Genomic DNA, 23,808 nt, shown 5'->3' with positions numbered 1-23,808 from the left:
ACTGGTCCGATGCCCTCTCTCCTGGCTCTCGACAGCTCGACCGACACGATGGCCCTGGCCATCGTGACATCCGGGCAGACGAAAGTTTTCGAGGCCGCGGGCGGCGCCCAGGCCTCGGCGCGCATGCTGCCCGAGGTCAAGGCCTTGCTGGCCGGCGCCGGCCTCGCCATGGACGATCTGGACGCCATCGCCTTCGGCCAGGGCCCCGGCGCCTTCACCGGCCTGCGCACGGCCTGTGCCGTCGCTCAAGGTCTGGCCTTCGGCCTGTCCAAGCCCGTGCTGGCCATCGACAGCCTGATGCTGGTGGCCGAGGACGCGCGCGCTCAAGGCGCGGGTGACGACGTCTGGGTGGCCATGGATGCGCGCATCGGCGAGATCTATGCGGCCCACTACCGCTGGGCGGCTGGCGGTTGGCAAGTCGTCGAGGCGCCGGCGCTCTACGCGCCCGAGGCCCTGGCCGCCCACTGGGGCGAACCGGTCGCCGCGGCCGGCACGGCGCTGACCGAGTACGCCGCGGCGCTGGGCACCTTGCCGCGCGCCTGGCCCCAGGCGCGCTCGCGCGCCGAGGCACTGGGTGCGCTGGCCCTGGCGGCGTGGCAACGCAGCGAGACGCGCGATGCCGCCGAAGCCCTGCCCGTCTACGTGCGCGACAAGGTGGCGCTGACAACAGCCGAGCGGGAGCTGAAGAAATGAGCGCCCTGCTGGAACGCAGCCTGCCGCCCTTCGAGGCCGCGCCGATGCGGGTGCCCGACGTGACCGAGATCATCGCGGTCGAGCGCCAGGCCTACCCGGTGCCGTGGACGCACGGCAACTTCGTCGACTCGCTGGCAGCGGCCTACCCGGCCGAGGTGCTGCGCGGGTCGCGTGCCGAGCTGCTGGGCTACTGGCTGGCCATGCCGGGCGTGGACGAGATGCATCTGCTCAATATCACCGTCGTGCCGGCCTGGCAGGGGCGGGGCCTGGCCGTCGCCATGCTGGACCGGCTGGTGATCGAATGCCGCCGCCGTGGCCTGACCCAGCTGTGGCTGGAGGTGCGCGTCGGCAACGAACGTGCTCGCGAGGTCTACCGCCGCTACGGCTTTACCGAGGTCGGCAAGCGCCGCGCCTATTACCCGGTGCAGCAGGGGCCGCGTGAAGACGCCGTCCTGATGAGCCTGATGGTCGATCTATGAGCTGGGATGCGCGCCAACGGGCCATGCTGGCCGAGATGGGGTTCCGGCTTCCGGCTGCGACTGTGGTGGCTGCCGAGGCAGCTGCTGATGTCATCGAGGCCGAGCCCGAACCCATCGTCGTCGCCGCACCGCCGCCGGTTGTCGTGCGCGTGGTGGCACCTGTGGCGCCGTCGGGCTTCTCGGGCCTCGGCTTCCCCGCGCTGCGCGAGGCCGTGTCCACCTGCCGCGCCTGCGGGCTGTGCGAGCAGCGCCGCAATGCCGTCTTCGGCAACGGTGCGCTGCGGCAAGCGCAGTGGCTGGTCGTCACCGACCCGCCGGACGAGGCCGACGACACGGCCGGCGAGGCCCTCGTTGGCGACGCGGGCCGCCTGCTGGACCGCATGCTGCTCGCCGCCGGCCAGCGCCGCACGGGTGACGAGGCCACCGCCTTCGTGACGCCCATCGTCAAGTGCCGCCCGCCGCGCGGCCGGGCACCGCAACCGGCCGAGTTCGATGCCTGCGAGGCCGTGCTGGCCCGGCAGGTCGAGCTGCTGCAACCCCGCCTCGTGCTGGCCATGGGCCTGCAGGCGGCACGCCGATTGATCGGCCAGCCGGGGCTGGCCGAGCCGCTGGGCAAGCTGCGCGGGCGCGTGCACACCTGGCGCGGCCTGCCCGTCGTGGTGACCTACCCGCCGGCCTACCTGCTGCGTTCACCCACCGACAAGGCGGGCGCCTGGGACGATCTGTGCCTGGCCCGCAGGACGGCAGGAACATGACCGCACCTGTCGACATCACGGGGTATGCGACCGAGGCCGCGCGCTTCAAGCTGCTGGCCGACTACCTGCCGGCCTGGATCGCTCTCTACGACGCCAAGACCCAGGTCTGCCTGTTCGCCAACCGCGGCTATGCCGAGGCCTTCGGGCTGACCGAAGCCGGCATCCTCGGCAAGACCTTTGCCGAGATCATCGGCCCCGAGGCGGTGGCGCTGATCCAGCCCTCGGTCGACCGCGTGCTGTCCGAGCGCGTGGCCGTCAGCTACGAGCGCGAGCTGCCCCAGCCGGACGGCACGCCCCGCTGGATCGAGGTCCACCTCATCCCCCAGCTCGGCGCCGATGGCGAGCCGGTGGCGAGCTGCGTGCTCATCAACGACATCACCAAGTACCGCCTGGCCGAGCGCCAGGTGCGTGAGTCGCAGGCGCGGCTGGACAAGTTCATGCAGGCCACGGTGGAGGGCATCCTGTTCCACAAGGACGGCATCACCACCGACGTGAACCCGCCCTGCTGCGAGCTGGTGGGCTACACGCTGGAGGAGATGGTCGGCCGGCATGTGCTGTCCTTCATCGCCGAGGACGAGCTGCCCAAGGTCAAGGAAGTCATGCGCCTGGGCCGCGAGGTGCGCTACGAGACGGCCGTCATGCACAAGGACGGCACGCGCATCCCGGTCGAGTTCATCGTGCGCACGCTGGAGCGCGACGGCGAGAAGCTGCGCATGACCATCGTGCGCGACATCCGCGACCGCCTCGCCAGCGAGGCCCGCATCCAGCACCTCGCCCACCACGACGGCCTGACCGGCCTGCTCAATCGCCCGGCCTTCATGGACCGCATGGCGCTGCTGATGAAGCGCGCCGAGCGCAAGGGCGAGATGCTGGCCCTGCTGTTCATCGACCTGGACAACTTCAAGCGTGTCAACGACTCGCTGGGTCATCTCGAAGGCGACCAGGTGCTGACGACGGTGTCCGAGCGGCTCGTCGGCGCGCTGCGCGGCAGCGACCTGGTGGGCCGTTTCGGCGGCGACGAGTTCGTCGTGCTGCTGAGCGACCTGGAGAGCCGCGCCGACATCGTCGTCGTGCTGGAGGCGCTGCTGTCGGTCGTCGAGGTGCCCGTCAAGGCCGACGGCCGCGCGCTGTCCGTCACGCCGTCCATCGGTGTAGCCGTGTACCCGGACGATGGCCGGCTGGCGGAAGACCTCATCCAGCACGCCGACACGGCCATGTACCGCGCGAAAGCGCGCGGACGCGCGACCTATCAGTTCTTCGAGCCGGCGCTGGCCGAGACGGCCCTGCGCGACCTCGTGCTGGAGGACGAGCTGGCGCAGGCCCTGACGCGCAACGAGTTCGAGCTCTTCTTCCAGCCCCAGGTCGAGGCGACGACCGGCCAGCTCTCCGGCGCCGAGGCCCTGCTGCGCTGGCGCCACCCGCAGCGTGGCCTGCTAGCGCCGGATGCCTTCATCTTTGTGGCCGAGCGGCACCGCCTGATGCTCGCGCTGGGTGAGTGGGTGATGCGCGAGGCGGCCGCCACGGCGCGGCGCTGGCGCGAGAAGGGGCTGACCCAGGGCCACGGCCCGATGCGCATCGCCGTCAACCTGTCGCGCATGCAGTTCAACCTCGACGGCTTTGCCGACACGGTCAAGCGCGTGCTGGCCGACTCCGGCGCCAAGGGGCAGTGGCTGGAGCTGGAGCTGACCGAGCGCATGCTCATCGAAGACATCGAGCACGCGCCGGCCACGCTGGCCCAGCTGCGCGCCTTGGGGCTGACGGTGTCGGTGGACGACTTCGGCACCGGCTACACCTCGCTGGCTCATCTCACCGAACTGCCGCTGGACAAGCTCAAGATCGACCAGAGCTTTGTTGCCCGCCTGCCCGACGACGTCGGCGCCCAGGCCATCACGCGGGCCATCGTGCAGATGGCGGTGGGGCTGGGCCTCACGGTGACGGCGGAAGGCGTGCGCAGCGCCGCGCAGTGGCAGCTGCTGGCGGGCTGGGGTTGCCAGCAGTTCCAGGGCGAACTGGTCGGCGCGCCGATGCCGGTGGCCGAGTTCGAAGCCTGGGTCAAGGCCCGATGAGCGCACGATGAGCCTTGTCGAAAAGATCCACGCCGAGATCGGCGGCAACGGCGGCTGGCTGCCGTTCGACCGCTTCATGAGCATGGCGTTGTACGCGCCGGGTCTGGGCTATTACGCCGGCGGCCGGCGCAAGTTCGGCCAGATGCCCAGCGAAGGCTCCGACTTCGTCACGGCGCCGGAAATGTCGCCGCTGTTCGGCCGTGCGCTGGCGCGCCAGCTCAAGCAGGCCATGGACGCCAGCGGCTGCCGCGACGTCATCGAGTTCGGCGCCGGCTCGGGCGCGCTGGCCGCCCAGCTCATCGCCGAGCTGGATGCGCTGGACGCCGGCCTGGCGCGCTACCGCATCGTCGAGCTCTCGGCCGACCTGCGCGAACGCCAGCGCGAGCGGCTCGCGCACTGGGGTGATCGCGTCGAATGGCTGGACGCACTGCCGCCCGAGCTGGAAGCCGTCGTCATCGGCAACGAGGTGCTGGATGCGATGCCGGTGCAGCTGGTCGCCTTCGACGGCCAGGTCTGGCGCGAGCGCGGCGTCATTTCGGCAGGCGAGGGCTTCGTCTTCGAAGACCGCGACACCATGCTGCGCCCGCCGCTGGAGACGGGCCTGGTGCCCGGCACCGTCACCGAGATCCACCCGCAGGCCGAAGCCTTCATCGCCACGTTGGCCCGCACGCTCAAGCGCGGCGCGGCCTTCTTCATCGACTACGGTTTCCCCGAGGCCGAGTACTACCACCCGCAGCGCCGCGGCGGCACGCTGATGTGCCACCAGGCGCACATGGCCGACGCCGATCCGCTGGTGGCGGTGGGCGACAAGGACATCACCGCCCACATCAATTTCACCGGCATCGCATTGGCCGGCCAGGACGCGGGCCTTGTCGTGCTGGGCTATACCAGCCAGGCCAATTTCCTGCTCAACTGCGGCATCGCCGATCTGCTGGGCGGCGCGAGTCTCGGTGAGCGCGCCATGGCCCACCGCCTGCTGGCCGAGCACGAGATGGGCGAGCTGTTCAAGGTGATCGGCTTCGCGCCGCTGAACGCGCCTTTTGACGCGCTGGGGTTTGAACGCGGAGACCGCTCGCACAAGCTCTGAGGAGTTGTCGATGAAGGCCTGGTTTCTGCTGCTGCTCTGCGCGCCCGCGTTGGCACAAGACCTCAACGTCGGCCGCAGCCTCGCGGCCACCTGCGCGAACTGCCACGGCACCAACGGCCGCCCGCGCGGCCAGGTGATGCCGCCGCTGGCCGGCATGAAGGCCGAGGTCATGCTGGAACTGCTGGCCGATTACCGCAGCGGCCGCCAGCCGGGCACCGTCATGCCGCAGATCGCCAAGGGCTACACCGAGGAGCAGCTGCGCCTCGTTGCGGCCTACTTTGCCGCGCAGGCCAAGCCATGATCGCGCGGCGCCAGTTGATCGCGGCCAGTGGCCTTGCGCTTGCGGGCTGCGCGACGCCGCCGCCCGCGCTGGGCCGCGTCGTCGTCGTGGGTGGCGGCTTTGGTGGGGCGACGGCGGCGCGCTACCTGAAGCTCTGGGGCGGCGCGGCCATCGACGTGACGCTGGTGGAGCGCAACGAAGGCTTCATCTCCTGCCCGATGTCCAACCTCGTCATTGCCGGCGCGCGTGACGCGATGAGCATCGGCCACGGCTATGCGGGCCTGGAGGCGCAGGGCGTGAAGCGCGTGCGCGGCGAGGTCGTGGGCATCGACCCCGCGGCCAAGACGCTGCGCCTGGCTGACCGCAGCACGATGGCCTGGGATCGCCTCATCCTCGCGCCCGGTATCGACTTCATGCTCGACGCCATCCCCGGCCTTGCCGCCGCCTTCGACAGCGGCCGCGCCGTGCATGCCTGGAAGGCCGGCGCGCAGACGCTGGCGCTGCGCCGCCAATTGCAGGACATGCCGGACGGCGGCGTCGTGCTGATGAGCATTCCCAAGTCGCCCTACCGCTGCCCGCCGGGGCCCTACGAGCGCGCCTGCCTGATCGCGTCCTACCTGCGCCGCACCAAGCCGCGCGCCAAGCTGCTGGTGCTGGACGCCAACCCCGAGATCCAGAGCAAGAAGGCGCTGTTCGAGCGGGCCTTTGCGCAACACCACGCGGGCGTGCTGGAGTACCGGCCGAATGCCGAGCTCAAGGAAGTGGCGGGCGGCGTGGCGCGCTTCGAGTTCGAGAACGTGAAGGCCGACGTGCTCAACCTGATCCCGCCGCAGCGCGCCGGTGACCTCGCACGCGACTTCGCCAACGTGAACGGCCGCTGGGTCGGCATCGACTGGCTGACGATGCAGGCTCAAGGCCAGCCGGGCGTGCACGTCGTCGGCGACGCGATCTTCTCGGCGCCGGGCATGCCCAAGTCGGGCCATCTCGCCAACCAGCAGGCCAAGCTCGCCGCGGCGGCCGTGCTGCAGTTGCTGAAGGGCGAGGCCGTGAACCCGACGCCGGTGGTGATGAACACCTGCTACAGCTTCGTCACGCCGGCCGAGGCCATGCATGTCGCGTCCGTCCACCGGTACGACGCGGTGGAGAAGACGATGAAGACGGTGCCCGGCGCGGGCGGTGTGTCCCCCACCGCGAGTGCCGCCGAGGGCACGATCGCGCTGGCCTGGGCCGAGAACATCTGGGCCGACACCCTGGCTCTGTGGAGTTAGGGAGTTGGGGAGCTAGGGCAGCAACCCGCCCAGGTTGCCCAGCGTTGGCGCCGGCGCGCCCGGCCCACGCGCGGCGGCCAGTGGCGCCCAGGCGGCGCGCACGGCCGGATCGTCGTCGCGGCCGGCGGTGAGGCGGGCCTGCAGCCAGCGGGTGACGAGGTCGAGTGGGTGGCCGTCGGGCAGGTTGGTGGGCCGCACCTGGCGAGCCTGGGCCAGCAGGTTGGCGGCCTCGGGCGAGCCCTGCAGCACCGCGGTTAGCGTGGCGTCGATGCGGTATGCCCACGCGTGCACGCGGCCGATGCCGCGCACCTGGCCCAGCAGTTCGGCGCTGCGGCCCAGGTCGCCCTGGGCGCGGGCCAGCCGGCCTTCGACCCTGGCGAGCCGGCTGCCGGGCATGGCGAGTGAGGCCGACAGGGGCTTGGCGCGCACATGCTGCACGGCTTCGGCGGCCAGGCCGAGGTGGCCCGCTGCCAGGGCGGCATCGGCCACCAGCAACAGGCAGCGGCCGCGCGGGCCGCCGTCAAGCGCGGCAGCCTCGGCCACCAGGGCGCGCATGCCGGCCAGGTCAGGCCTGCCGATGCGCGCCTGGGCGAACAGCAGCTCGGCACGGTAGTTCAGCAGCGAGTCCGGCGCCAGGCCGTCGGCGCGGGCGCCATCCAGCAACGCCTGCCGGGTGCGCACCTCGTCGGCGTGCCGGCCCTGGAGCTGCAGCGCCTCCGCCCAGCCGTTGGCGGCTTGCAGGCCGAGGTCGTTGCCGGGGCCGAGCTTGCTGCGGATGTCGGCCAGCAGCGGGCCGGCGCGTGCATCGATGCCGTCGAACAGCGCGTTCAGCGTCAGCATGGAAATCTCGCTGTGGCGCAGCACCAGCACGGGCAGGGTCAGCCGCGGGTCGGTGCTGGTCCACAGCGGCTGGGTCTGGCGCGTCAGCTCCAGCGCTTCGGCCAGGCGGCCCTGGCGCTGGCGCAGCACGCCGAGGTTCTGCGCGTAGTCGGCCCGTTCGTAGTCGTCGCCAGGGTGGAGCTTGTCGGTCAGCACGCGCACGCGCTCCAGGGCTCGTTCGGCATCGTCCAGGCGCCGGGTGTGCATGTAGTCGGCCGCGAGGCTGTACTGCTGCAGGCGCACCTCCTCGCTGTCGGGCCCGAAATGACGCGCGAGCGGCGCCGCGATGGGCTCCAGCAGTGCGATGGCCTCGTCGTCGTTGCCCATGATCTGGTGCACCTGGCCCAGGCTCAGCCGGGCCTGCAGCACGGGGGCGGCGTCCTCGCCATGCTGCTGGCGGGCCAGGGCCAGCCATTGCTCGCCAAGCGGCAGCGCGTGGTCGAACCGGTTCAGGGCCATGTAGGTGCGCGACAGCACCTCCAGCAGCCGCTGGCGTGTGGCGGGGTCGTCGGCGAACTGGCCGAGCTTGCCGCTGCTGTCGTCCAGCAGTTCCAGCACCGTGGGCGCGGGGCCGCGGCGCGGGCGGCTGCCGTCGGCGAGCAGTTCGGTGACGAAGCGGGTGACGCTGTCGCTGCGCTGGCGTGCGGCTTCGGCCTCGCGCCACTGCCAGCGGCTGGCGACGATGCCGGCCGTCAGGCTGGCCAGCACCACGGCGCCCAGGCTGAAGGGCAGCGCATGGCGGCGCAGCAGCAGCACGCCTCGGTGGCGCAAGCCACGGTCGCGCCGGGCCGCAACGGGGCGTTGCTGCTGCCAGCGCCGCAGGTCTTCGATGAGGGCATGCACGCTGACGTAGCGCTCGGCCGGCAGCTTGCTCAGGGCCTTGGCGGCGATGGCTTCCAGGTCGCCCCGGGCGCGGCGGGCGTCGCGCGGGCGGCCGGGGCCGAGTTCGTCGGCCGGGGCGGCCAGCAGGGCCGAGAAGCGCCGCGGCGGCTGGTGCAGCACGGCGTGCTCCATCCCCACGCGGCTGTCGTCGCGGTGGCCGAAGGGCAGGCTGCCCGTCATCAGCTCGAACAGCATGACGCCCAGCGCAAACACGTCGACGCCCGTGCCGGTGTCGTCGTCAGTGATGAGCTCGGGCGCGGCATAGCCCGGCGTCAGCCCGGCGCGGGCGCCGAGCATGTCTTCGCCCGGCGATGCGGCGAGGCCGAAGTCCAGCAGCTTGGGCACGCCCGCTGCTGTGACCATCACGTTGGCGGGCTTGAGGTCGCGGTGGACGACGAGGCGGCCGTGGGCGTATTCGACCGCCTCGGCCACGCTCAGCAGCAGGGCCACGCGTGCGGCCACGTCGAGGCTGCGCGCATGCTCGGCCAGCAGCCGGCCCTCGACGAGCTCCAGCACGAGATAGGCGTGCGGCGGCTGCACGCCGGCGTCGAGCAGGGCGGCGATGCCGGTGTGCGTGAGGCGGCCCAGCGCTGCCCGCTCGCGCATGAAGCGCCGCGCGATGGCCGGCGTGGCGCTGTCGCCATGCAAGAGCTTGATGGCGGCGCTGGCCTGGTAGAGCCCGTCGTCGCGCTCGGCTTCCCAGACGTCGCCCAGGCCACCGCTGCCGATGCGGCGCCACAGCACCCAGGCGCCCAGCCGCAGGCCGGTCAGCGCTGCGGGGTCGTTGTCGTCGTCGGCCTGCGCCATGCAGGCAGGATTACCAGCTGCCGGTGTTGGGCATGGACGCCCAGGGTTCGGCGGGCGCCAGTGCAGGGCCGGCCTGCAGCAGCTCGATGGAGATGCCGTCCGGCGAGCGCACGAAGGCCATGCGACCGTCGCGCGGCGGGCGGTTGATCGTCACGCCGTGGTCCGCCAGCTTCTGGCAGGCGGCGTAGATGTCTTCCACCGCGTAGGCCAGGTGGCCGAAGTTGCGGCCACCGGTGTAGGCCTCGGCCTTGCCGTCGGCATCGGGCCAGTTGTAGGTCAGCTCGACCTGGGCGTCGTCGTCGCCAGGTGCGGCGAGGTAGATCAGCGTGAAGCGGCCGGCGGCGCTTTCCGAGCGCTTGACCTCGTGCAGGCCGAGGGCGTCGCGGTAGAAGCGCATCGAGGCGTCGACGTTCTCGACGCGGACCATGGTGTGCAGGTATTTCATGGCCGCGATTGTTCGTCAAACCGGCCTGGCCGTCTCCGCATTGGCCTTCATCGCGCGCAGTCCGTCTTCGATCATGCCGGCGACGGCCGGGGCCAGCGCGTGCGGCAGCAGGTCGGCGATCCAGACGACGCGGCAGCGCGTGCCACCTTCGTCAAAGATTTGCGTCGAGGCGTTGTGATGCGTCAGCCGCCCGCCCGCAGCCGACCAGGCGACGCGACGGGCCTGGTCATCGATGTCGACGATGACTTCGCGTGCCGTCAGCCCGTTGGCGAAGCGGATCTGGCGCGCGTCGGCGCCGTCCATCGTGCAGTCTGCGATGAAGCCGGGCGCGAGGCGGGTGTGCAGGGCGCCGACGTCGCGCATCGCGTCCCAGAGGGCGGCGGCGGGTGCTTCGACGACGGTTTCGCGGTGGATGGAGGCCATGGCTGTTCCTGGGAGTGATGGCCCATTCTGGCCAGCACGCCTTGCGCGCACCGGCCGGATTCGGACATCTCCAACCGCGTGGCGACCGCGGTCAGCGCGGCGGCCAGGTTGGTGCGGTGCGAGAGGCGGGCAGGCGCAGCGAGCGCGAACGCATCTCATGGACCCAGGCCGGGCATTGGCCGTCTCCGGAGCCGGCGAAGCCGCCCGAGGGGGCGCAGATGAAGCGGCCCTCGCCGTCGTAGAGCCGGTTGAACTGGTCGCAGCAGTCCGAGATGAAAAGGTAGACGGGCTGGCCATCAGGTGCCGCGAAGGAGAGCAGGTTGACGTTGAACCGGCCGGTGCCCGCCTCGAAGGTGCGGATGTGTTCGCGGATGGCCGGGTTGGGCGCGGCGAGGGACAGTGGCGCGACGACTTCGTTGGCGAGGCTGGCCATGGTGGCCAGGCCGCCCAGCAGCAGCACGCCGGCAGTGACGGCGACGGCGGCGTACCCGCGAGCGGATGGCGTGGGCTTGAAGCTGGGCATGGCGGTTCAGTATCGATGCGGTCGTCAGTAGTCCAGCCACTCCATCGGCGCGACGAGCGCCCCACCGCGGATGCGTTCCAGCGTGCCGGTCAGCACGTCGATGTTGTTGTCGAAGCTGCCATGGCCGGCGTCGATCTGGTCGCCGGCCTTGGTGATGCGGACCTTGGGCGAGGTGACGCGGTTGAGCAGGGCGCCGGCGGGCCAGAGCTTGAGCCAGGCGGCGACGTCGGCATTGGGTGGGCCAACCCACTGGTCGTCCACCCAGGCCGGGTCGGGCTTCACCAGCGCGCGCTCCATGCCGAGCAGCGGCTGCTTGCGCACGTCGTCCAACGCCCGCGACACGAGGTAGAGCAGGGACTTGCCGTAGATGTCGCGCCGGGCATCGGGCAGCCCGTCGCAGCGCTCGTTGGCGTCGGTCAGCACGTGCAGGCGCAGCGTGTTGAGCGACAAGACGCCGGCCTTGTCGGCTGCGCCGTAGTGCTGCACGGCAAAGCCGCTGGAGCAGGCGGCGGCGTAGAGCTCGCAGCTGGCGGCGGGCACGATGTTGGCGCCACCGAGCCGGCCGAGCAGGTGGCCGATCAGGATGGAGCCGGCGGAGTGGCCGACGAGGTGGACCTCCAGCGTCTTGCCGCTCTTGGCCAGCGTGTCGCGCAGTTCGCGCAGCATGCGGGCGGTGAGGTCGAGGACATGGTCGGCCGTGGCGCCGCCCTCGGCGTTCTCGCGCATCTCGCTCCAGATGCCGCGCGCGAACTGGCGGCCCATGGCCTCGATGGCGCGGTCCTTGGCCTCGGCAGCCACTTCTCGCATGCGGTCCAGCCAGCCCGCGCTGCGGTCGGCGCCGTCGACGATGCGGTGCTTGAGGTCCTCCAGCATGTCGTTCAGCGTCTCGCCGGGGCCGGTCTTCCAGGTGAAGAACAGCGGGTAGATGCCGTTGGCGAGGAAGTAGGGCGCCAGCACGCGGATGCGCTGGACGGAGCCGATCTCGTTGTTCAGGCCACCGTGGGCGTAGAGGACAAGCTTGACGGTCTTGTCCTTGCTGGCCTTGAACCAGGCCGCGGGGCGTTCGACCACGATTTCTCGAGCCAGGCCTTCGCGGTCGTTGCGGGCGCGGGTGAAGTCGGTGGACATCAGCTGGCCGTCGTTGCCCGACACCAGCGTGTGGGTGTAGGCCTCCTCGGTGCGCAGCGGCTGGTAGGGCTTGTGCGCGAAGACGTGGTTGAAGGGCCAGGGGTCGTCGCGCGGGTTGTCGTCCTGGCGCAGCGTGGCGCCCACGTCCGACAGGCCGCGGCCGGCCATGACGCGAAAGCCGCCGGCCACGCGTGCGGCCTTCGCCGCCTTGCCGCCCTTGGCCGCCGGGGGCTGGCGTCCCTTGATGTCCGACAGGTCCTGCGGCACGCCCAGGGCCACGGCCCAGGCGTCGGTGCCGTTGGTGATCCAGTCCTCGTAGCTGAGGATGGCGAAGCCGCTCGCCCCCCAGCCAGTGCCCCAGCTGTTCTGCACGACGAAGCCGCGTTCGTTGTAGCCCACCAGCGCAAACGCGTGGCCGCCGGTCTTCTTGGCCATGCGCTCGATGCGCGGCAGTTTGTCGTGGCTGGCAGGCATGTCCGATTCATCGAGCGTCCAGCCGTCGTGCACGTCGCCCGACACGTAGATGGCGCCGATCTCGTAGATGGCGGCCTGCATGTCGACGACGCTGCGCTTGTCGACGCGGTAGTAGACGCCCAGCGCCCGGGTCGTCGCGTCATCGTCCCAGCCCGCGCCGGGGCGTTCGAAGACGCCGTTGCCGTCGCGGTCGAGCGGGTAGGGCCACAGCGTGGACGAGCACACGCCGTGCTTGTGCCAGCCCTTGAGCGCGCCGCGGCAGGAGGAGCCCTCGTAGTCCTGGCCGGGCCATTCGTCGTAGAGCTTGGCCAGCTCGTAGAACATGCGCGGGCTGACGGTCTCGGGCGGCGTGCGGCCGCGCGGCGTGGCGATGTGACGCAGCCAGTAGAGGTAGTTGGTCACGCAGGCCAGGCCGAAGCCCGTGCAGGCGCCTTCGTTGCCCTGGTTGAGGATGCGGCCAGCCTTCACGTAGGCGGGCAGCAGGCGCTTGAGGTCGGCATCCTGCGGCCAGCGGGCGGGGAGCGAGCGCAGCGGCGCGCGGTAGACCAGGTCGCGCAGGTCCAGGCGATCGGGGCGGGCGTCCAGCTTGGGCGCGGGCACGGCGTTGGCGGCGGCTTTGGTGGCAGCCGTCTGCTTTGCGGCGGGCTTGCGGGTCTTGGTGGCCATGGCGTCTCCTGGACTGTCTTCGTGACAACGGCGGATGATGGCCGCGCGCCTGCGCCGCGACAAGCGCGCAGGTGAGACTGACCCCCATGATTAAGGTCGGCGTCGTCGGCCTGGGGCCTCAATAGGGCAGCTTGCCCGCGTGCCGCTTCCAGTGGCGCGCCACGTCACCCTTGCGCATGGCCTCGGCGAAGGCGGCATCCAGGCGCGGCAGCAACTCAGCTGCCGCACTGCCGCGCGCGGCGACCAGATGGAAGGCCGGTGGCGGCACGTCGGGCAGCGGCGCGTGGGCCAGCCCCGGCGTGGCCAGGTGATCGACCTTGCCGAGCTCCCATTGCGCGATGACTTCGAGCTCTTCGACGAAGTAGTCGCAGCGGCCGAGCAGCAGTTTCTCGATCAGCTGCTGGTAGTTGCGCGCGCCCTGGTCCAGGTCGTTCGGGCCCAGCCCGTAGTGCGCGTAGGTCGACCCGTTCTTTCCGCAGCCGCGCCAGCGCTTCAGCCCGGCGCGGTCGGCGATCTTCAGCGGCTGCGCCGCACGGAAGAAGACCTGGGGCGTGAAGGTCTTGTAGGGCTTGGAGAAGGCCAGCGTCTTGGCGCGCTCATCGTCGTAGTAGGCCGCGAGCGCGAAATCGATCTCGCCGGATTCGACCGCGCGCAGGCAGCGCTTGAAGGGCAGGTCACCGATCAACTTGAGCTCGACACCGAGCTTGGCGAACAGCGGCGGCCAGAGATCGACGAGGAAGCCGCTCAACGGCTGCGTTTGATCCGGCGTGCGGTACAGCCAGGGCGGCCCGACGCCGGGTTCGCCACAGGCGGTGAGGGGCTTGGCCTGGGCGCCGGTGGCCGCGGCCACCGCGCCTGCTAGCCAGGCCATTGAGCGCACCCAGCGGCCGCACAGGATACGAGAGGGACGAATCATCAGCGTGCGAGTCTATGCCCGCCGCTAACGGGATTCATGGCCTGACACGCGCCCAGCGTTCGTGATCGCGCCAGCGCCCGGCGATCTTCAGATACCTGGGCGAATAACCCTCAAGCGCGAAGCCGCAGCGCCGGGCGAGCGCAAGGGACGCCAGGTTGCCAGGCTGGATATTGGCCTCGACGCGGTGCAGGCCGAGGTCCTTGAAGGCCAGGCGAACGACGGCGTTCAGGCCCTGGGTCATCAGCCCGCGGCCCTCGAAGCCCTGGAAGGCGAAATAGCCCAGGTAGCCGCTGCGGAAGGCGCCGAGCACGATGTTCGTCAGGTTGATGGCGCCGGCCAGTTCGCCATCCGCCTCGACGACAAAGCCGTGGTGGGCGTGGCCATCGAAGCGGGCCAGATAGCGCTCGAAGGCCGCGCCGTCGCAGGGCGCCGTGGCCCAGGGGCGGTGCAGCGTGCGACTGCGGCGCGCGGCGGCGGTGAAGGCCTCGGCATCCGCCGCGGTAACCCGCCGGATCACCGGCCGAGCGGCGCGATGCCCAGCCACGCGGCGTGCGCCCAGAACGCGAAGAACGCCCAAAGGGCCACGCCGACGACGACCGTGGCCGCAGTCCCTGCGACGGTGCCAGGCGCCGCTGCCGGCCCTGGGCGGCGGCGTGCCGCGCGGAACACGAGGATGGACCAGACGAGGAAGCTGCCGAACAGCATGACGTCGGCCAGCGTGTTGTTGGCAATCAGGTGGGCGAAGGCCCAGACCTTGACCGACAGCGTCATCGGGTGCTGCAGCTTGGCCTTGAAGTGGTTGCGCGGCACGTAGGCCGCGGCCATCAGGATCATGGCGACAAGCACCAGCAGCGAGGCGAGGTGGTTCATGCCGCGGATGGACGGCCACAGCACGACGGGCTCGAGCCTTGCGCGCGAGAAGCCCCACAAGATCAGGCCGAAGCCGACGATGGAGACGACGGTGTACAGCCCCTTCCAGGCCTTGTCGCCGAGCCGGGCGATCTGCGCGTCGCGCCATTGCGGCGCCAGCGCACGCGCCAGGTGGATGCCGAGGAAGAGGGTGAGGCCGAGGGCAAGCCAGATCATGGAAGTCTCCCGTTCAGGTTTGTCTGTCGACGCGCAGTGCCAGCACGACCGAGCTGTTGGTGCGCAGCACACCGTCGATGTCGCCGATCTCGTCGAGCAGCGCGTCGAGCCGGGCCGTAGTGTCGGCGCGCAGGAGCGCCATGTAATCGAACTCACCACTGACGGACGCGAGCTGGCGCAGCTCGGGCAGTTCTGATAAGCGCTTGACGACCTCGCGCCCGGCCTTGGGGCTGACGGTGATGCCGACAAAAGCCTGCACGCTGCGGCCGGCCTCGTCGCCACCCAGCCGCGCCGTGTAGCCCACGATGCGGCCGCTGGCCTCCAGCCGGGCGAGGCGTGCGACGACGGTGGTGCGCGCCACGCCCAGCTTGCGCGCCAGCGTGGCCGTGCTCTCCCGCGCGTTGGCCTGCAGCAGCAGGATCAGGCGGCGGTCGAGGTCGTCGGGTGAGGCGATCGGGTTTACCCGTAATTCATCCATAACGACGAATCATCGCGACGAATCGTCGAAACAGCAATTGCTTTCGTCGGAGTAGTGCTTTCTTTCGTCATCACCCCTGCCTAGAGTTCGGCCCAACGCAAACACCTGCCTGGAGCTCCTCATGAAGATCGCCCTGCTCGGCGCCGGCCACATCGGCCAGACCATCGCCCGCCTGCTGCACGCCACCGGCGACTATCAAGTGACAGTGCTGGACAAGAACCCCGGCTACCTGAAAGTGCTGGCTGCCGAGGGCATCGCCACGGCCGAAGTCGACAGCGACAACCGCGCCGCCCTGGCCGCCCAGTTGCGTGGCAAGGATGCCGTCGTCAACGCGCTGCCCTACCACCTGGCCATCACCGCCGCCGAGCTGGCGCTGGAATGCGGCTGCCACTATTTCGACCTGACCGAGGACGTGGCCGCCACCAAGGCCATCATGAAGATGGCCGAAGGCGCCAAGACCGCCTTCATGCCGCAGTGCGGCCTGGCGCCGGGTTTCATCGGCATCGTGGCCCACCACCTGTCCAGCGGCTTCGACTCGGTGCGCGACGTGCAGATGCGCGTCGGCGCCCTGCCGGCCTTCCCGACCAATGCGCTGAAGTACAACCTGACCTGGTCGGTCGACGGCCTCATCAACGAGTACTGCCACCCCTGCGAAGCCGTCCACGAAGGCGAGACCATCTCTGCGCTGCCGCTGGAAGGCCTGGAGCACTTCAGCCTGGACGGCACCGAGTACGAGGCCTTCAATACCTCCGGCGGCCTGGGCACGCTGTGCGAGACCTGGGCGGGCAAGGTGCGCAACCTCGACTACAAGACCGTGCGCTACCCCGGCCACCGCGACCTGATGCAGTTCTTGCTGGGCGACCTGGGCCTGAAGGGCGACCAGAACCTGCTGAAGGACATCATGCGCAAGAGCATGCCCGCCACGATGCAGGACGTGGTGCTGGTGTTCGTGACCGTGTCCGGCCAGAAGAATGGCGTGCTGCTGCAGGAAGTCTTCGCCCGCAAGATCTTCGCCACGCGTGATGGCGCCCAGCCGCTGTCGGCCATCCAGATCACGACCGCCGCCGGCATCTGCGCCGCCGTCGACCTGTTCCGCGAAGGCAAGCTGCCGCAGAAGGGCTTTGTCCGCCAGGAAGAGGTCAAGCTGCCCGACTTCCTTGCCAACCGCTTCGGCTCGGCGTATCAACAGTCCCGTCAAGTCGAATCGATCTCTTGAGGACAATGTTCGTCATGAAGCAACAAACCCTTTCCGTCCTCGACGCCCTCGGCGTCCACCTGCCGGGTTCCGGTGACCTGACCGTGCGCTCGCCCATCGACGGCAGCGTGCTGACCCAATTGCCCACCGCCAGCGCGGCCGACATGAAGGCGGCCGTCGGCCGTGCGCATGAGGCCTTCAAGGCCTGGCGCGTCGTGCCGGCCCCGAAGCGTGGCGAGCTGATCCGCCTGTTTGGCGAAGAACTGCGTGCCCACAAGGCGCAACTGGCCCAGTTGGTTTCCATCGAGGCCGGCAAGGTGACGAGCGAAGGCCTGGGCGAAGTCCAGGAAATGATCGACATCTGCGAGTTCGCCGTCGGTCTGTCGCGCCAGCTGCATGGCCTGACCATCGCCAGCGAGCGCCCCGGCCATCGCATGATGGAACAGTGGCTGCCGCTGGGCGTCGTCGGCATCATTTCGGCCTTTAACTTCCCCGTGGCCGTTTGGGCCTGGAACTCGGCGCTCGCGCTGGTCTGCGGCGATGCCTGCGTCTGGAAGCCGTCCGAGAAGACGCCGCTGACCGCGCTGGCCACGCAAGCCCTGTTCGAACGCGCGCTGAAGGCTTATCGCGCTGCTGGCAACACCGCGCCTGACGGCCTGTCCGAGCTGATCATCGGCCGCGCCGATGTGGGCGAAGCGATGGTGGACGACACCCGCGTGGCTCTCGTCAGCGCCACCGGCTCCACCCGCATGGGCCGCGCTGTCGGCCCGCGCGTTGCGGCGCGCTTCGGCCGCTCGCTGCTGGAGCTGGGTGGCAACAACGCCATCATCGTCACGCCCAGCGCCGACCTGGACCTGGCCGTGCGCGGCATCCTGTTCGGCGCCTACGGCACGGCCGGCCAGCGCTGCACGACGACGCGCCGCGTCATCGTCCACGAGAGCATCCATGACGCACTCGTCGACCGCCTGGACCGCGCCCGCGCGCAGCTGCCCATCGGTTCGCCGGTGGAGCCCGGCACGCTGATCGGTCCACTGATCGATGCCCAAGCCTTCGACGCGATGCAATTCGCGCTGAGCGCCGCACGTGAGCAAGGCGGCTTGGTGAGCGGTGGCGAACGTGCGTTGACCGACCGTTTCCCCGAGGCCTACTACGCCGCACCGGCGCTGGTGCGGATGCCGTCGCAGACCGAAGTGGTGTGCCACGAGACCTTCGCGCCCATCCTGTACACGCTGAAGTACAAGACGCTGGAAGAAGCCATCGAGCTGCAGAACGGCGTGCCGCAAGGCCTGTCGTCGGCCATCTTCACGACCGACCTGCGCGAGGCCGAGCGCTTCATGAGCGCGTCGGGTAGCGACTGCGGCATCGCCAACGTCAACATCGGCACGTCCGGTGCGGAAATTGGTGGCGCGTTCGGTGGCGAGAAGGAAACGGGCGGCGGCCGCGAGAGCGGGTCCGACGCGTGGCGCGCCTACATGCGCCGCACGACCAACACGGTGAATTACTCGAGCGAGTTGCCTCTTGCTCAGGGAGTGAAGTTCGACATCTGAGTCGACTTCGTCAGCGGGGGCTGAGAACTGGGCTATAGTCCGGCCTCCCTGAAAGCCCAGGTGGCGGAATTGGTAGACGCACTAGTTTCAGGTACTAGCGGGTAACTCCGTGGAGGTTCGAGTCCTCTCCTGGGCACCAAACAAAGAAAAAGGCCAGCACGCAAGTGCTGGCCTTTTTGCTTTGGTGCCCAGGAGAGGACTCGAAAGGCGTGTCGTCGTGGACCGAGGACAAGCCCTGCGGCTTGTCCGACGCCTCGGTGAAGGCTTCGCGCCTCTGGCGCGTTGCCGGCCGCCGGGGGCGCCGGAGGTGACCGAGTCCCCGCTAAGGTGCCCTCGATGGGCGCCTTAGCGAGTGGTGGCGGAAACCGAGCCCGCATCGGTGGCGCCAAACCACCGCTCCTCAAACTTCGCCGCCGGCACGCCCTTCCCAAACCACCACCCCTGCCCCCAGTCGCAGCCCATCTCCCGCAGCGCCGCCATCTGCGCCTCGGTCTCCACGCCTTCGGCCACCACGTCCATTCCCAGCTCATGCGCCATCGTCACGATGGCCCGGCACAGCGCCAGCGCCTTGCCACCGCCCTCGAGCCCGGCAACGAAGCTGCGGTCGATCTTGACGGTGTCGATGTCGTGATGCTGCAGATAGCTCAACGATGAATAGCCGGTGCCGAAGTCGTCCAGCGAGATGGCCATGCCCGCTTCGCGCAGCGCACGCAGCCGCTCGGCCACGGCTTCGTCGCGCTCCAGCAGCAGGCCCTCGGTGATCTCCACCGCCAGCGCGTCGCCCGGTAGTCCCATCCCGCGCAGATGCGTGACCCAGTCCGGCGGCATGCGGTGGCTGCGTTCGCTGAGGAACTGCACCGGCGACTTGTTGATGCTGATCTGGAATCCGTCATGCCCCGCGGCGCGCCAGGCCTGCGCTTGCGCCGCGGCTTCGCGGAACACCCAGTCGCCGATGTCGACGATGAGGCCGCTGGTTTCCGCCAGCGGAATGAACTGGGCGGGGCTGACTTCGCCCAGCGTCGGATGGGTCCATCGCAACAGCGCCTCGGCCTTGCGCGGCGGGGCCGTCGTATCGCGCAGCGACAGGATGGGCTGGTAGACGAGGCTGAACTGCCCGGCCGGCAGGGCTTCGCGCAATTCGCTGGCCAGGCGGGCGCGGCGCTGCGCGGCCTCCTGCAGGGCCGGCGTGAACAGGCTCATGCGGTTGCGGCCGGCGCCTTTGGCCTCGTACAGCGCCTGGTCGGCATGCTTGAACAGCGCCTCGATCTCGACACTGTCGCGCGGCGCGAGGCTGACGCCGATGCTGGCCGATACATAGACTCGCTCGCCCCCGACGTCGAAGGCCGCCGACAACGCCTCCAGCAACTCCTGCCCGACCCGCGCGGCGGCCGACGCCGCGTTCGCGGTGGCCAGCAGCACGGTGAACTCGTCGCCGCCCATGCGTGCCACCACGCCGGTCGTTGCGCCGCCCGAGGGCATGCAGTCTTGCAGCCGGCCGGCCACCTGCACCAGCAGCGCATCGCCCACGTCGTGGCCCAGCGAGTCGTTCACTTCCTTGAAGTGATCGAGGTCGACGAACATGACGGCCAACTCCTCGCCGCGCATCGCGCGCAGGGCCAGTGCGCGTTCGATGCGTTCGCGCAGCGAGCGGCGGTTGGGCAGGCCGGTCAGCGTGTCGACCCGGGCCTGCTGCCAGACGACAGCCTCCTGGCGTTTGCGGTCGGTGATGTCGGTGTGCGTGCCCACCATGCGCAGCGGCTTGCCCGCCGCGTCGCGTGCAATCACCATGCCGCGGCTGAGGATCCATTTCCAGGTGCCGTCCTTGGCCAGCACGCGGTGCTCGTTGCGGTAGATGGCGTTGCGGCCGGCGAAGTGGTCCTCGCGGTCCCTGTCCATCTGGGCCAGGTCGTCCGGGTGGGTGCGGGCATCGAACGCCTCGGGCGTCGCGGCCACATCGCCGGGCTCGAAGCCGTGCAGGCGCAGATAGCGCTCGGAGAAGTGCTCGATACCCTGCTGCACATGCCAGTCCCAGACGCCGTCGCCGCTGCTTTCCAGGGCCAGCTTCCAGACCTCGTCGGACTCGCGCAGCCGCACCTCCGCGGCGCGCCGCGCGGCGATGTCGGTGTGCGTGCCCAGCCACAGCGGCGAGTCCGGCAGGCGCTGGGCCTGGGCCAGCACCCAGTTCGCGCCGAGCCGGTATTCCATCTCGAAGCGGCCCGTGGCCTGGGCTGCGGCCCAACGCGCGGTGAAGGCGGTGCGGTCGTCCTCGTGGAGCCACTGGGCCAGCGGCGTCGGCAGCGCGGGGCGATGCAGTGCTTCGGCGAGCCGCGCATTCATCCACAGCAGGCGGCCCTGCGCATCTGACTTCCAGACCTGTTGAGGCAGGGCGTCGAGCAGTGAGGCAAAGTGCACAGGCGGCGGCATCGTCGATGGATTGGGGACTCTGCGGACTGTATGCCCGTCGCCATGCGCCACAATCTCGCCCGCCCGAGCCGTTCGGGCGCGTTTTTTGGATGAGACCCCCCGCATGAACAAGACCGATCTGATCGAACACCTGGCCGCCAAGCATGAGCTGAGCAAGGCCGAAGCCGGCCGCATCCTCGAGACCCTGCTGGACGCCGTCGTCACCACCGTGAAAAAGGGTGGCGCCGTGTCGATCCCGGGCTTCGGCTCCTTCAAGCAGCACGCCCGCGCTGCACGCAACGGCGTGAACCCCAGCACCGGCGCCAAGATCAAGATCGCCGCCGCCAAGCTGCCCAAGTTCACCGCCGGCGCTGGCTTCAAGGCTGCTGTCGACCCCAAGGCTGCCGCCAAGAAGGCTGCTGCCAAGCCGGCCGCAAAGCCCGCAGCAAAGCCGGCCGCCAAGGCCAAGAAGAAGTAATTCTTCGCCATCGTGAGCTCACGCAGCGGCAGTCCCACCATCGTCGACGTCGCCCGCGAAGCGGGCGTGTCGATCAAGACCGTATCGCGTGTGCTCAACCATGAGCCCGGCGTGCATGAAAGCACCCGGGATCAGGTGCTCAAGGTAGTGGAGGCGCTGCGCTACCGGCCCAAGCAGTCGGCACGCAGCCTCGCAGGTGGACGGTCTTTCCTGATCGGCCTGCTCTATTACGACCCCAGCGCGATCTTCGTCGGCAGCGTGCAGCAAGGTGCCACGCTGCGATGCCGCGAGCTGGGTTATCACCTCGTCGTCGAGTCGCTGCACAACGACGCGCCCGACCTGCGTCAGCAGATCGACCGCATGGTGATGGCGCTGCGGCCCGACGGCATGATCCTGACGCCGCCGCTGTGCGACAACCCCGAGGTGCTCGCCGCGCTTCGCGAAAGCGGCACGCCCTGCGTGCTGATGTCGCCCGAGCGCGATCTGCGCGGCGTGCCTTCCGTGCGCATGGACGACGTGCATGCGGCCGAAGAGATCACCAACCTGCTGCTCAGCCTCGGCCACACGCGCATCGCCTTCATCAAGGGCCCGCCGGACCAGTCGGCCAGCGCGGCGCGCTACCAGGGCTTCGTCAATGCGCTGCGTGCGCATGGCCTGGAGCCCGATCCCGAGCTGATCCAGCCCGGCACGTTCACCTTCGCCAGCGGCCGCGATGCCGCTCACCAGTTGCTCAGCCGCCGCCAGCGCCCGACGGCCGTGTTCGCGAGCAACGACGACATGGCCCTCGGCGTGCTCGCTGCGGCCCAGCGCCTGGGGCTGCCGGTGCCGAACGATCTGTCGGTTGCCGGCTTCGACGATTCGCCGACGGCAGCCCTCGTCTGGCCGCCGCTGACCACCGTGCGCCAGCCAGTCGCCGAGATGGCGCGCGCGGCTGTCGAGATGCTCGTGTCGGTGCAGCGGCCCGACATGGCCGCGCCCGCCGAGGAGGCGGATCTGCACAAGGTACTGCCGCACGAGCTCGTCGTGCGCGACTCCACGCGAGCCCGCTGAGCCGGTCTCGGCGCCTAGGCGCCAGGCGGTGGCGGGCTCGTCCGCATGCTGGCGCTCCGACGATCTCCGCCGCACTTCCCCGCAGTTCCTCATGACGCCGCGCGACGCTCCAGGTATCGCTATCAGCGCGTATTGACAACGCTGTCAGTGATCGGCAAGATGAGCTCACTGGATCGGCAAATCCAGTGCATCGGCACCTACCGACTCTCCACGGAAGTCCCGACGCCTGCTGAGCTCCGGCTCGGTCTGCGCGCCCCGCCGCCACGTCTATCCCACGCCGTTGCCCGGCCTGCCCGCTCACCATGAATCTCCCCGATACCGCTCGCATCGACCCCGCCACCCTCGCCCAGTCTTTTCCGCCCGATTTCCTCTGGGGCGTGGCCACCAGTGCCGCCCAGATCGAGGGCGCCGCCTTCGAAGACGGCAAGGGCGCGTCCATCTGGGATGCGTTCTGCCGCCAGCCCGGCCGCATCAAGGACGACTCCAACATCGACGTCGCCTGCGACCACTACCACCGCTTCCGCGATGACGTCGCGCTGATGAAGGGCCTGGGCCTGGACTGCTACCGCTTCAGCTTCTCCTGGCCGCGCGTGCAGCCGCTGGGGCAGGGCGCCTGGAACGAAGCGGGCTTCGCCTTCTACGACCGCCTCATCGACGCCCTGCTGGAAGCCGGCATCCAGCCTCACGGCACGCTGTACCACTGGGATCTGCCGCAAGCGCTGGAGGAGAGCATCGGCGGCTGGCTGTCGCGCGACATCGTCGGCCGCTTCGCGGACTACGGCGCCGAGATCGCGCGCCGCTTCGGTGACCGCCTGGCCAGCATCGCGACACACAACGAACCCTGGTGCACGGCCACCCTCGGCTACGAGACCGCCCAGTTCGCGCCCGGCCGCACCAGCCGTGCCGAAAGCCTGCAGGTGGCCCACCACCTGATGCTGTCGCATGGCGACGCCATCCAGGCGATGCGCGCCGTCACCAAGACCAAGCTCGGCATCGTCCTCAACCACACACCGTCCTTCCCGGCCACGCCCAACGAGGCCGACCGCCGCGCTGCGCGCATCGACGACGGGCTGAATGTGCGCTGGTACATGGACCCGATCTTTCGCGGCGCCTATCCCGCCGACGCCTTCGAGCACGTCGGTGCCGACGCGCCCAAGATCGAGCCCGGCGACCTGGACCGCATCCGCCGGCCGCTGGACTTCCTCGGCATCAACTTCTACACGCGCAGCCTGTTCGACGCCGAGGGCAACACGGTCAAGGGCCCCGGCAAGCGCGGCTTCACCGACATGGGCTGGGAGATCGTGCCCGAGGTCTTCGCCCAGCATCTGGTGCGCCTGGCCCGCGAGTACTCGCCGCCACCGATGTTCATCACCGAGAACGGCATGGCCAATGCGGATCGCATCGTCGACGGCCCCGAGCCCCATGTGCCCGACGCCGAGCGCATCGCCTACCTGTCCAGCCACCTGCAGGCCCTGGCCACGGCCATGAGCCTGGGCGCCGACGTACGCGGCTATTTCTACTGGAGCCTGCTCGACAACTTCGAGTGGAACTCCGGCTACGACAAGCGCTTCGGCCTCGTCCACGTCGACTACGCGAGCCAGCAGCGCCTGCTCAAGGACAGCGCCCACTGGTACAGCGACCTCGTCGCCCGCCACCACGCGCGACGCTGAGGCCGTGCGCCAGCCCGACGTCGATGACGTCGTGGCTCACTGCACCCTCAGGCCCCTGAGAGCCCTTGCAATGCGTTGCAAGGGTCACGGGTCATGCATTCCTCCGCGTTTGCCCCGACAAAGGCACGGA

22 protein-coding genes and 1 tRNA gene are annotated in these 23,808 nt (G+C 69.8%); 13 read left to right on the top strand and 10 right to left on the bottom strand.

The window, feature by feature from the left end; translation table 11 throughout:
• Window positions 1–9: 9 nt before the first annotated feature.
• Genes tsaB through AC07V5_RS00250 form a run of 7 tightly spaced genes read left to right on the top strand, consistent with a single transcriptional unit; the run spans window position 10 to window position 6,628 of the window.
• Window positions 10–693, top strand: a complete 684-nt coding sequence (gene tsaB, locus AC07V5_RS00280; protein WP_495113468.1) for a tRNA (adenosine(37)-N6)-threonylcarbamoyltransferase complex dimerization subunit type 1 TsaB — start codon at window positions 10–12, stop codon at window positions 691–693.
• Window positions 690–1,172: a ribosomal protein S18-alanine N-acetyltransferase gene (rimI, locus tag AC07V5_RS00275; RefSeq protein ID WP_495113467.1), complete on the top strand. Its 483-nt coding sequence runs from the start codon at window positions 690–692 to the stop codon at window positions 1,170–1,172. The genes tsaB and rimI overlap by 4 nt, the downstream gene beginning before the upstream one ends.
• Window positions 1,169–1,927 carry a uracil-DNA glycosylase gene (locus AC07V5_RS00270; RefSeq protein WP_495113466.1) on the top strand — a complete coding sequence of 253 codons (759 nt, stop codon included), beginning with the start codon at window positions 1,169–1,171 and terminating at the stop codon, window positions 1,925–1,927. The genes rimI and AC07V5_RS00270 overlap by 4 nt, the downstream gene beginning before the upstream one ends.
• Window positions 1,924–3,993: a putative bifunctional diguanylate cyclase/phosphodiesterase gene (locus AC07V5_RS00265; RefSeq protein ID WP_495113465.1), complete on the top strand. Its 2,070-nt coding sequence runs from the start codon at window positions 1,924–1,926 to the stop codon at window positions 3,991–3,993. The genes AC07V5_RS00270 and AC07V5_RS00265 overlap by 4 nt, the downstream gene beginning before the upstream one ends.
• A 7-nt stretch (window positions 3,994–4,000) precedes the next feature.
• The gene (locus AC07V5_RS00260; protein WP_495113464.1) at window positions 4,001–5,080 is read left to right on the top strand and encodes a class I SAM-dependent methyltransferase; all 1,080 of its coding nucleotides are present in this window, start codon (window positions 4,001–4,003) and stop codon (window positions 5,078–5,080) included.
• 10 nt (window positions 5,081–5,090) lie between these two features.
• Window positions 5,091–5,381: a c-type cytochrome gene (locus AC07V5_RS00255; RefSeq protein WP_495113463.1), complete on the top strand. Its 291-nt coding sequence runs from the start codon at window positions 5,091–5,093 to the stop codon at window positions 5,379–5,381.
• Window positions 5,378–6,628, top strand: a complete 1,251-nt coding sequence (locus tag AC07V5_RS00250; protein WP_495113462.1) for an FCSD flavin-binding domain-containing protein — start codon at window positions 5,378–5,380, stop codon at window positions 6,626–6,628. The genes AC07V5_RS00255 and AC07V5_RS00250 overlap by 4 nt, the downstream gene beginning before the upstream one ends.
• Window positions 6,629–6,640: 12 nt before the next feature.
• Here AC07V5_RS00250 and AC07V5_RS00245 read toward each other — a convergent pair whose 3' ends face one another.
• From AC07V5_RS00245 to AC07V5_RS00205, 9 genes are all read right to left on the bottom strand, one after another.
• Complete coding sequence (locus tag AC07V5_RS00245; protein ID WP_495113461.1) at window positions 6,641–9,196, bottom strand: serine/threonine-protein kinase; 2,556 nt, start codon at window positions 9,194–9,196, stop codon at window positions 6,641–6,643.
• 10 nt (window positions 9,197–9,206) lie between these two features.
• Entirely contained in the window at window positions 9,207–9,641 is a 435-nt protein-coding gene (locus tag AC07V5_RS00240) for a VOC family protein (protein WP_495113460.1), read from the bottom strand.
• Window positions 9,642–9,656: 15 nt separating this feature from the next.
• Window positions 9,657–10,064, bottom strand: a complete 408-nt coding sequence (locus tag AC07V5_RS00235; protein WP_495113459.1) for an SRPBCC family protein — start codon at window positions 10,062–10,064, stop codon at window positions 9,657–9,659.
• Between the two features lie 91 nt (window positions 10,065–10,155).
• Window positions 10,156–10,587, bottom strand: a complete 432-nt coding sequence (locus tag AC07V5_RS00230; protein WP_495113458.1) for a DUF6970 domain-containing protein — start codon at window positions 10,585–10,587, stop codon at window positions 10,156–10,158.
• 24 nt (window positions 10,588–10,611) lie between these two features.
• On the bottom strand, window positions 10,612–12,855 hold the full coding sequence (locus tag AC07V5_RS00225; RefSeq protein ID WP_495113457.1) for a C1 family peptidase: 2,244 nt from the start codon (window positions 12,853–12,855) through the stop codon (window positions 10,612–10,614).
• Between the two features lie 118 nt (window positions 12,856–12,973).
• Window positions 12,974–13,726 (bottom strand): substrate-binding periplasmic protein, encoded by a 753-nt coding sequence (locus AC07V5_RS00220; RefSeq protein WP_495113456.1) that lies wholly within the window; start codon window positions 13,724–13,726, stop codon window positions 12,974–12,976.
• A gap of 79 nt (window positions 13,727–13,805) precedes the next feature.
• Window positions 13,806–14,288 (bottom strand): GNAT family N-acetyltransferase, encoded by a 483-nt coding sequence (locus AC07V5_RS00215; protein WP_495113455.1) that lies wholly within the window; start codon window positions 14,286–14,288, stop codon window positions 13,806–13,808.
• A complete protein-coding gene (locus AC07V5_RS00210; RefSeq protein ID WP_495113454.1) occupies window positions 14,285–14,857 on the bottom strand; it encodes an NnrU family protein in 573 nt (190 codons plus the stop codon). The genes AC07V5_RS00215 and AC07V5_RS00210 overlap by 4 nt, the downstream gene beginning before the upstream one ends.
• A 13-nt stretch (window positions 14,858–14,870) precedes the next feature.
• Complete coding sequence (locus tag AC07V5_RS00205; RefSeq protein ID WP_495113453.1) at window positions 14,871–15,335, bottom strand: Lrp/AsnC family transcriptional regulator; 465 nt, start codon at window positions 15,333–15,335, stop codon at window positions 14,871–14,873.
• Between the two features lie 121 nt (window positions 15,336–15,456).
• On the opposite strand from AC07V5_RS00205, the gene AC07V5_RS00200 reads away from it, so the two are divergent.
• The 3 genes from AC07V5_RS00200 to AC07V5_RS00190 all read left to right on the top strand — a co-directional run bounded on the left by AC07V5_RS00200 (window position 15,457) and on the right by AC07V5_RS00190 (window position 18,216).
• Window positions 15,457–16,551 (top strand): saccharopine dehydrogenase family protein, encoded by a 1,095-nt coding sequence (locus AC07V5_RS00200; protein WP_495113452.1) that lies wholly within the window; start codon window positions 15,457–15,459, stop codon window positions 16,549–16,551.
• A gap of 14 nt (window positions 16,552–16,565) precedes the next feature.
• Window positions 16,566–18,077: an L-piperidine-6-carboxylate dehydrogenase gene (amaB, locus tag AC07V5_RS00195; RefSeq protein ID WP_495113451.1), complete on the top strand. Its 1,512-nt coding sequence runs from the start codon at window positions 16,566–16,568 to the stop codon at window positions 18,075–18,077.
• A gap of 54 nt (window positions 18,078–18,131) precedes the next feature.
• Window positions 18,132–18,216, top strand: a tRNA-Leu gene (locus tag AC07V5_RS00190).
• A gap of 206 nt (window positions 18,217–18,422) precedes the next feature.
• Here AC07V5_RS00190 and AC07V5_RS00185 read toward each other — a convergent pair.
• Complete coding sequence (locus tag AC07V5_RS00185) at window positions 18,423–20,501, bottom strand: putative bifunctional diguanylate cyclase/phosphodiesterase (RefSeq protein ID WP_495113450.1); 2,079 nt, start codon at window positions 20,499–20,501, stop codon at window positions 18,423–18,425.
• A 103-nt stretch (window positions 20,502–20,604) separates the two neighbouring features.
• On the opposite strand from AC07V5_RS00185, the gene AC07V5_RS00180 reads away from it, so the two are divergent.
• The 3 genes from AC07V5_RS00180 (at window position 20,605) to AC07V5_RS00170 (ending at window position 23,678) form a co-directional block, all read left to right on the top strand.
• On the top strand, window positions 20,605–20,958 hold the full coding sequence (locus AC07V5_RS00180; protein ID WP_495113449.1) for an HU family DNA-binding protein: 354 nt from the start codon (window positions 20,605–20,607) through the stop codon (window positions 20,956–20,958).
• A gap of 12 nt (window positions 20,959–20,970) precedes the next feature.
• Window positions 20,971–22,008 carry a LacI family DNA-binding transcriptional regulator gene (locus AC07V5_RS00175; protein ID WP_495113448.1) on the top strand — a complete coding sequence of 346 codons (1,038 nt, stop codon included), beginning with the start codon at window positions 20,971–20,973 and terminating at the stop codon, window positions 22,006–22,008.
• A gap of 302 nt (window positions 22,009–22,310) precedes the next feature.
• Window positions 22,311–23,678 (top strand): GH1 family beta-glucosidase, encoded by a 1,368-nt coding sequence (locus AC07V5_RS00170; RefSeq protein WP_495113447.1) that lies wholly within the window; start codon window positions 22,311–22,313, stop codon window positions 23,676–23,678.
• The last annotated feature ends 130 nt before the right edge of the window (window positions 23,679–23,808 follow it).

Source organism: Roseateles sp. GW821-FHT02E12 (assembly GCF_059421665.1).
The sequence above is the reverse complement of the archived record's forward strand: the minus strand, read 5'-3'. Positions and strand labels throughout refer to the sequence as shown.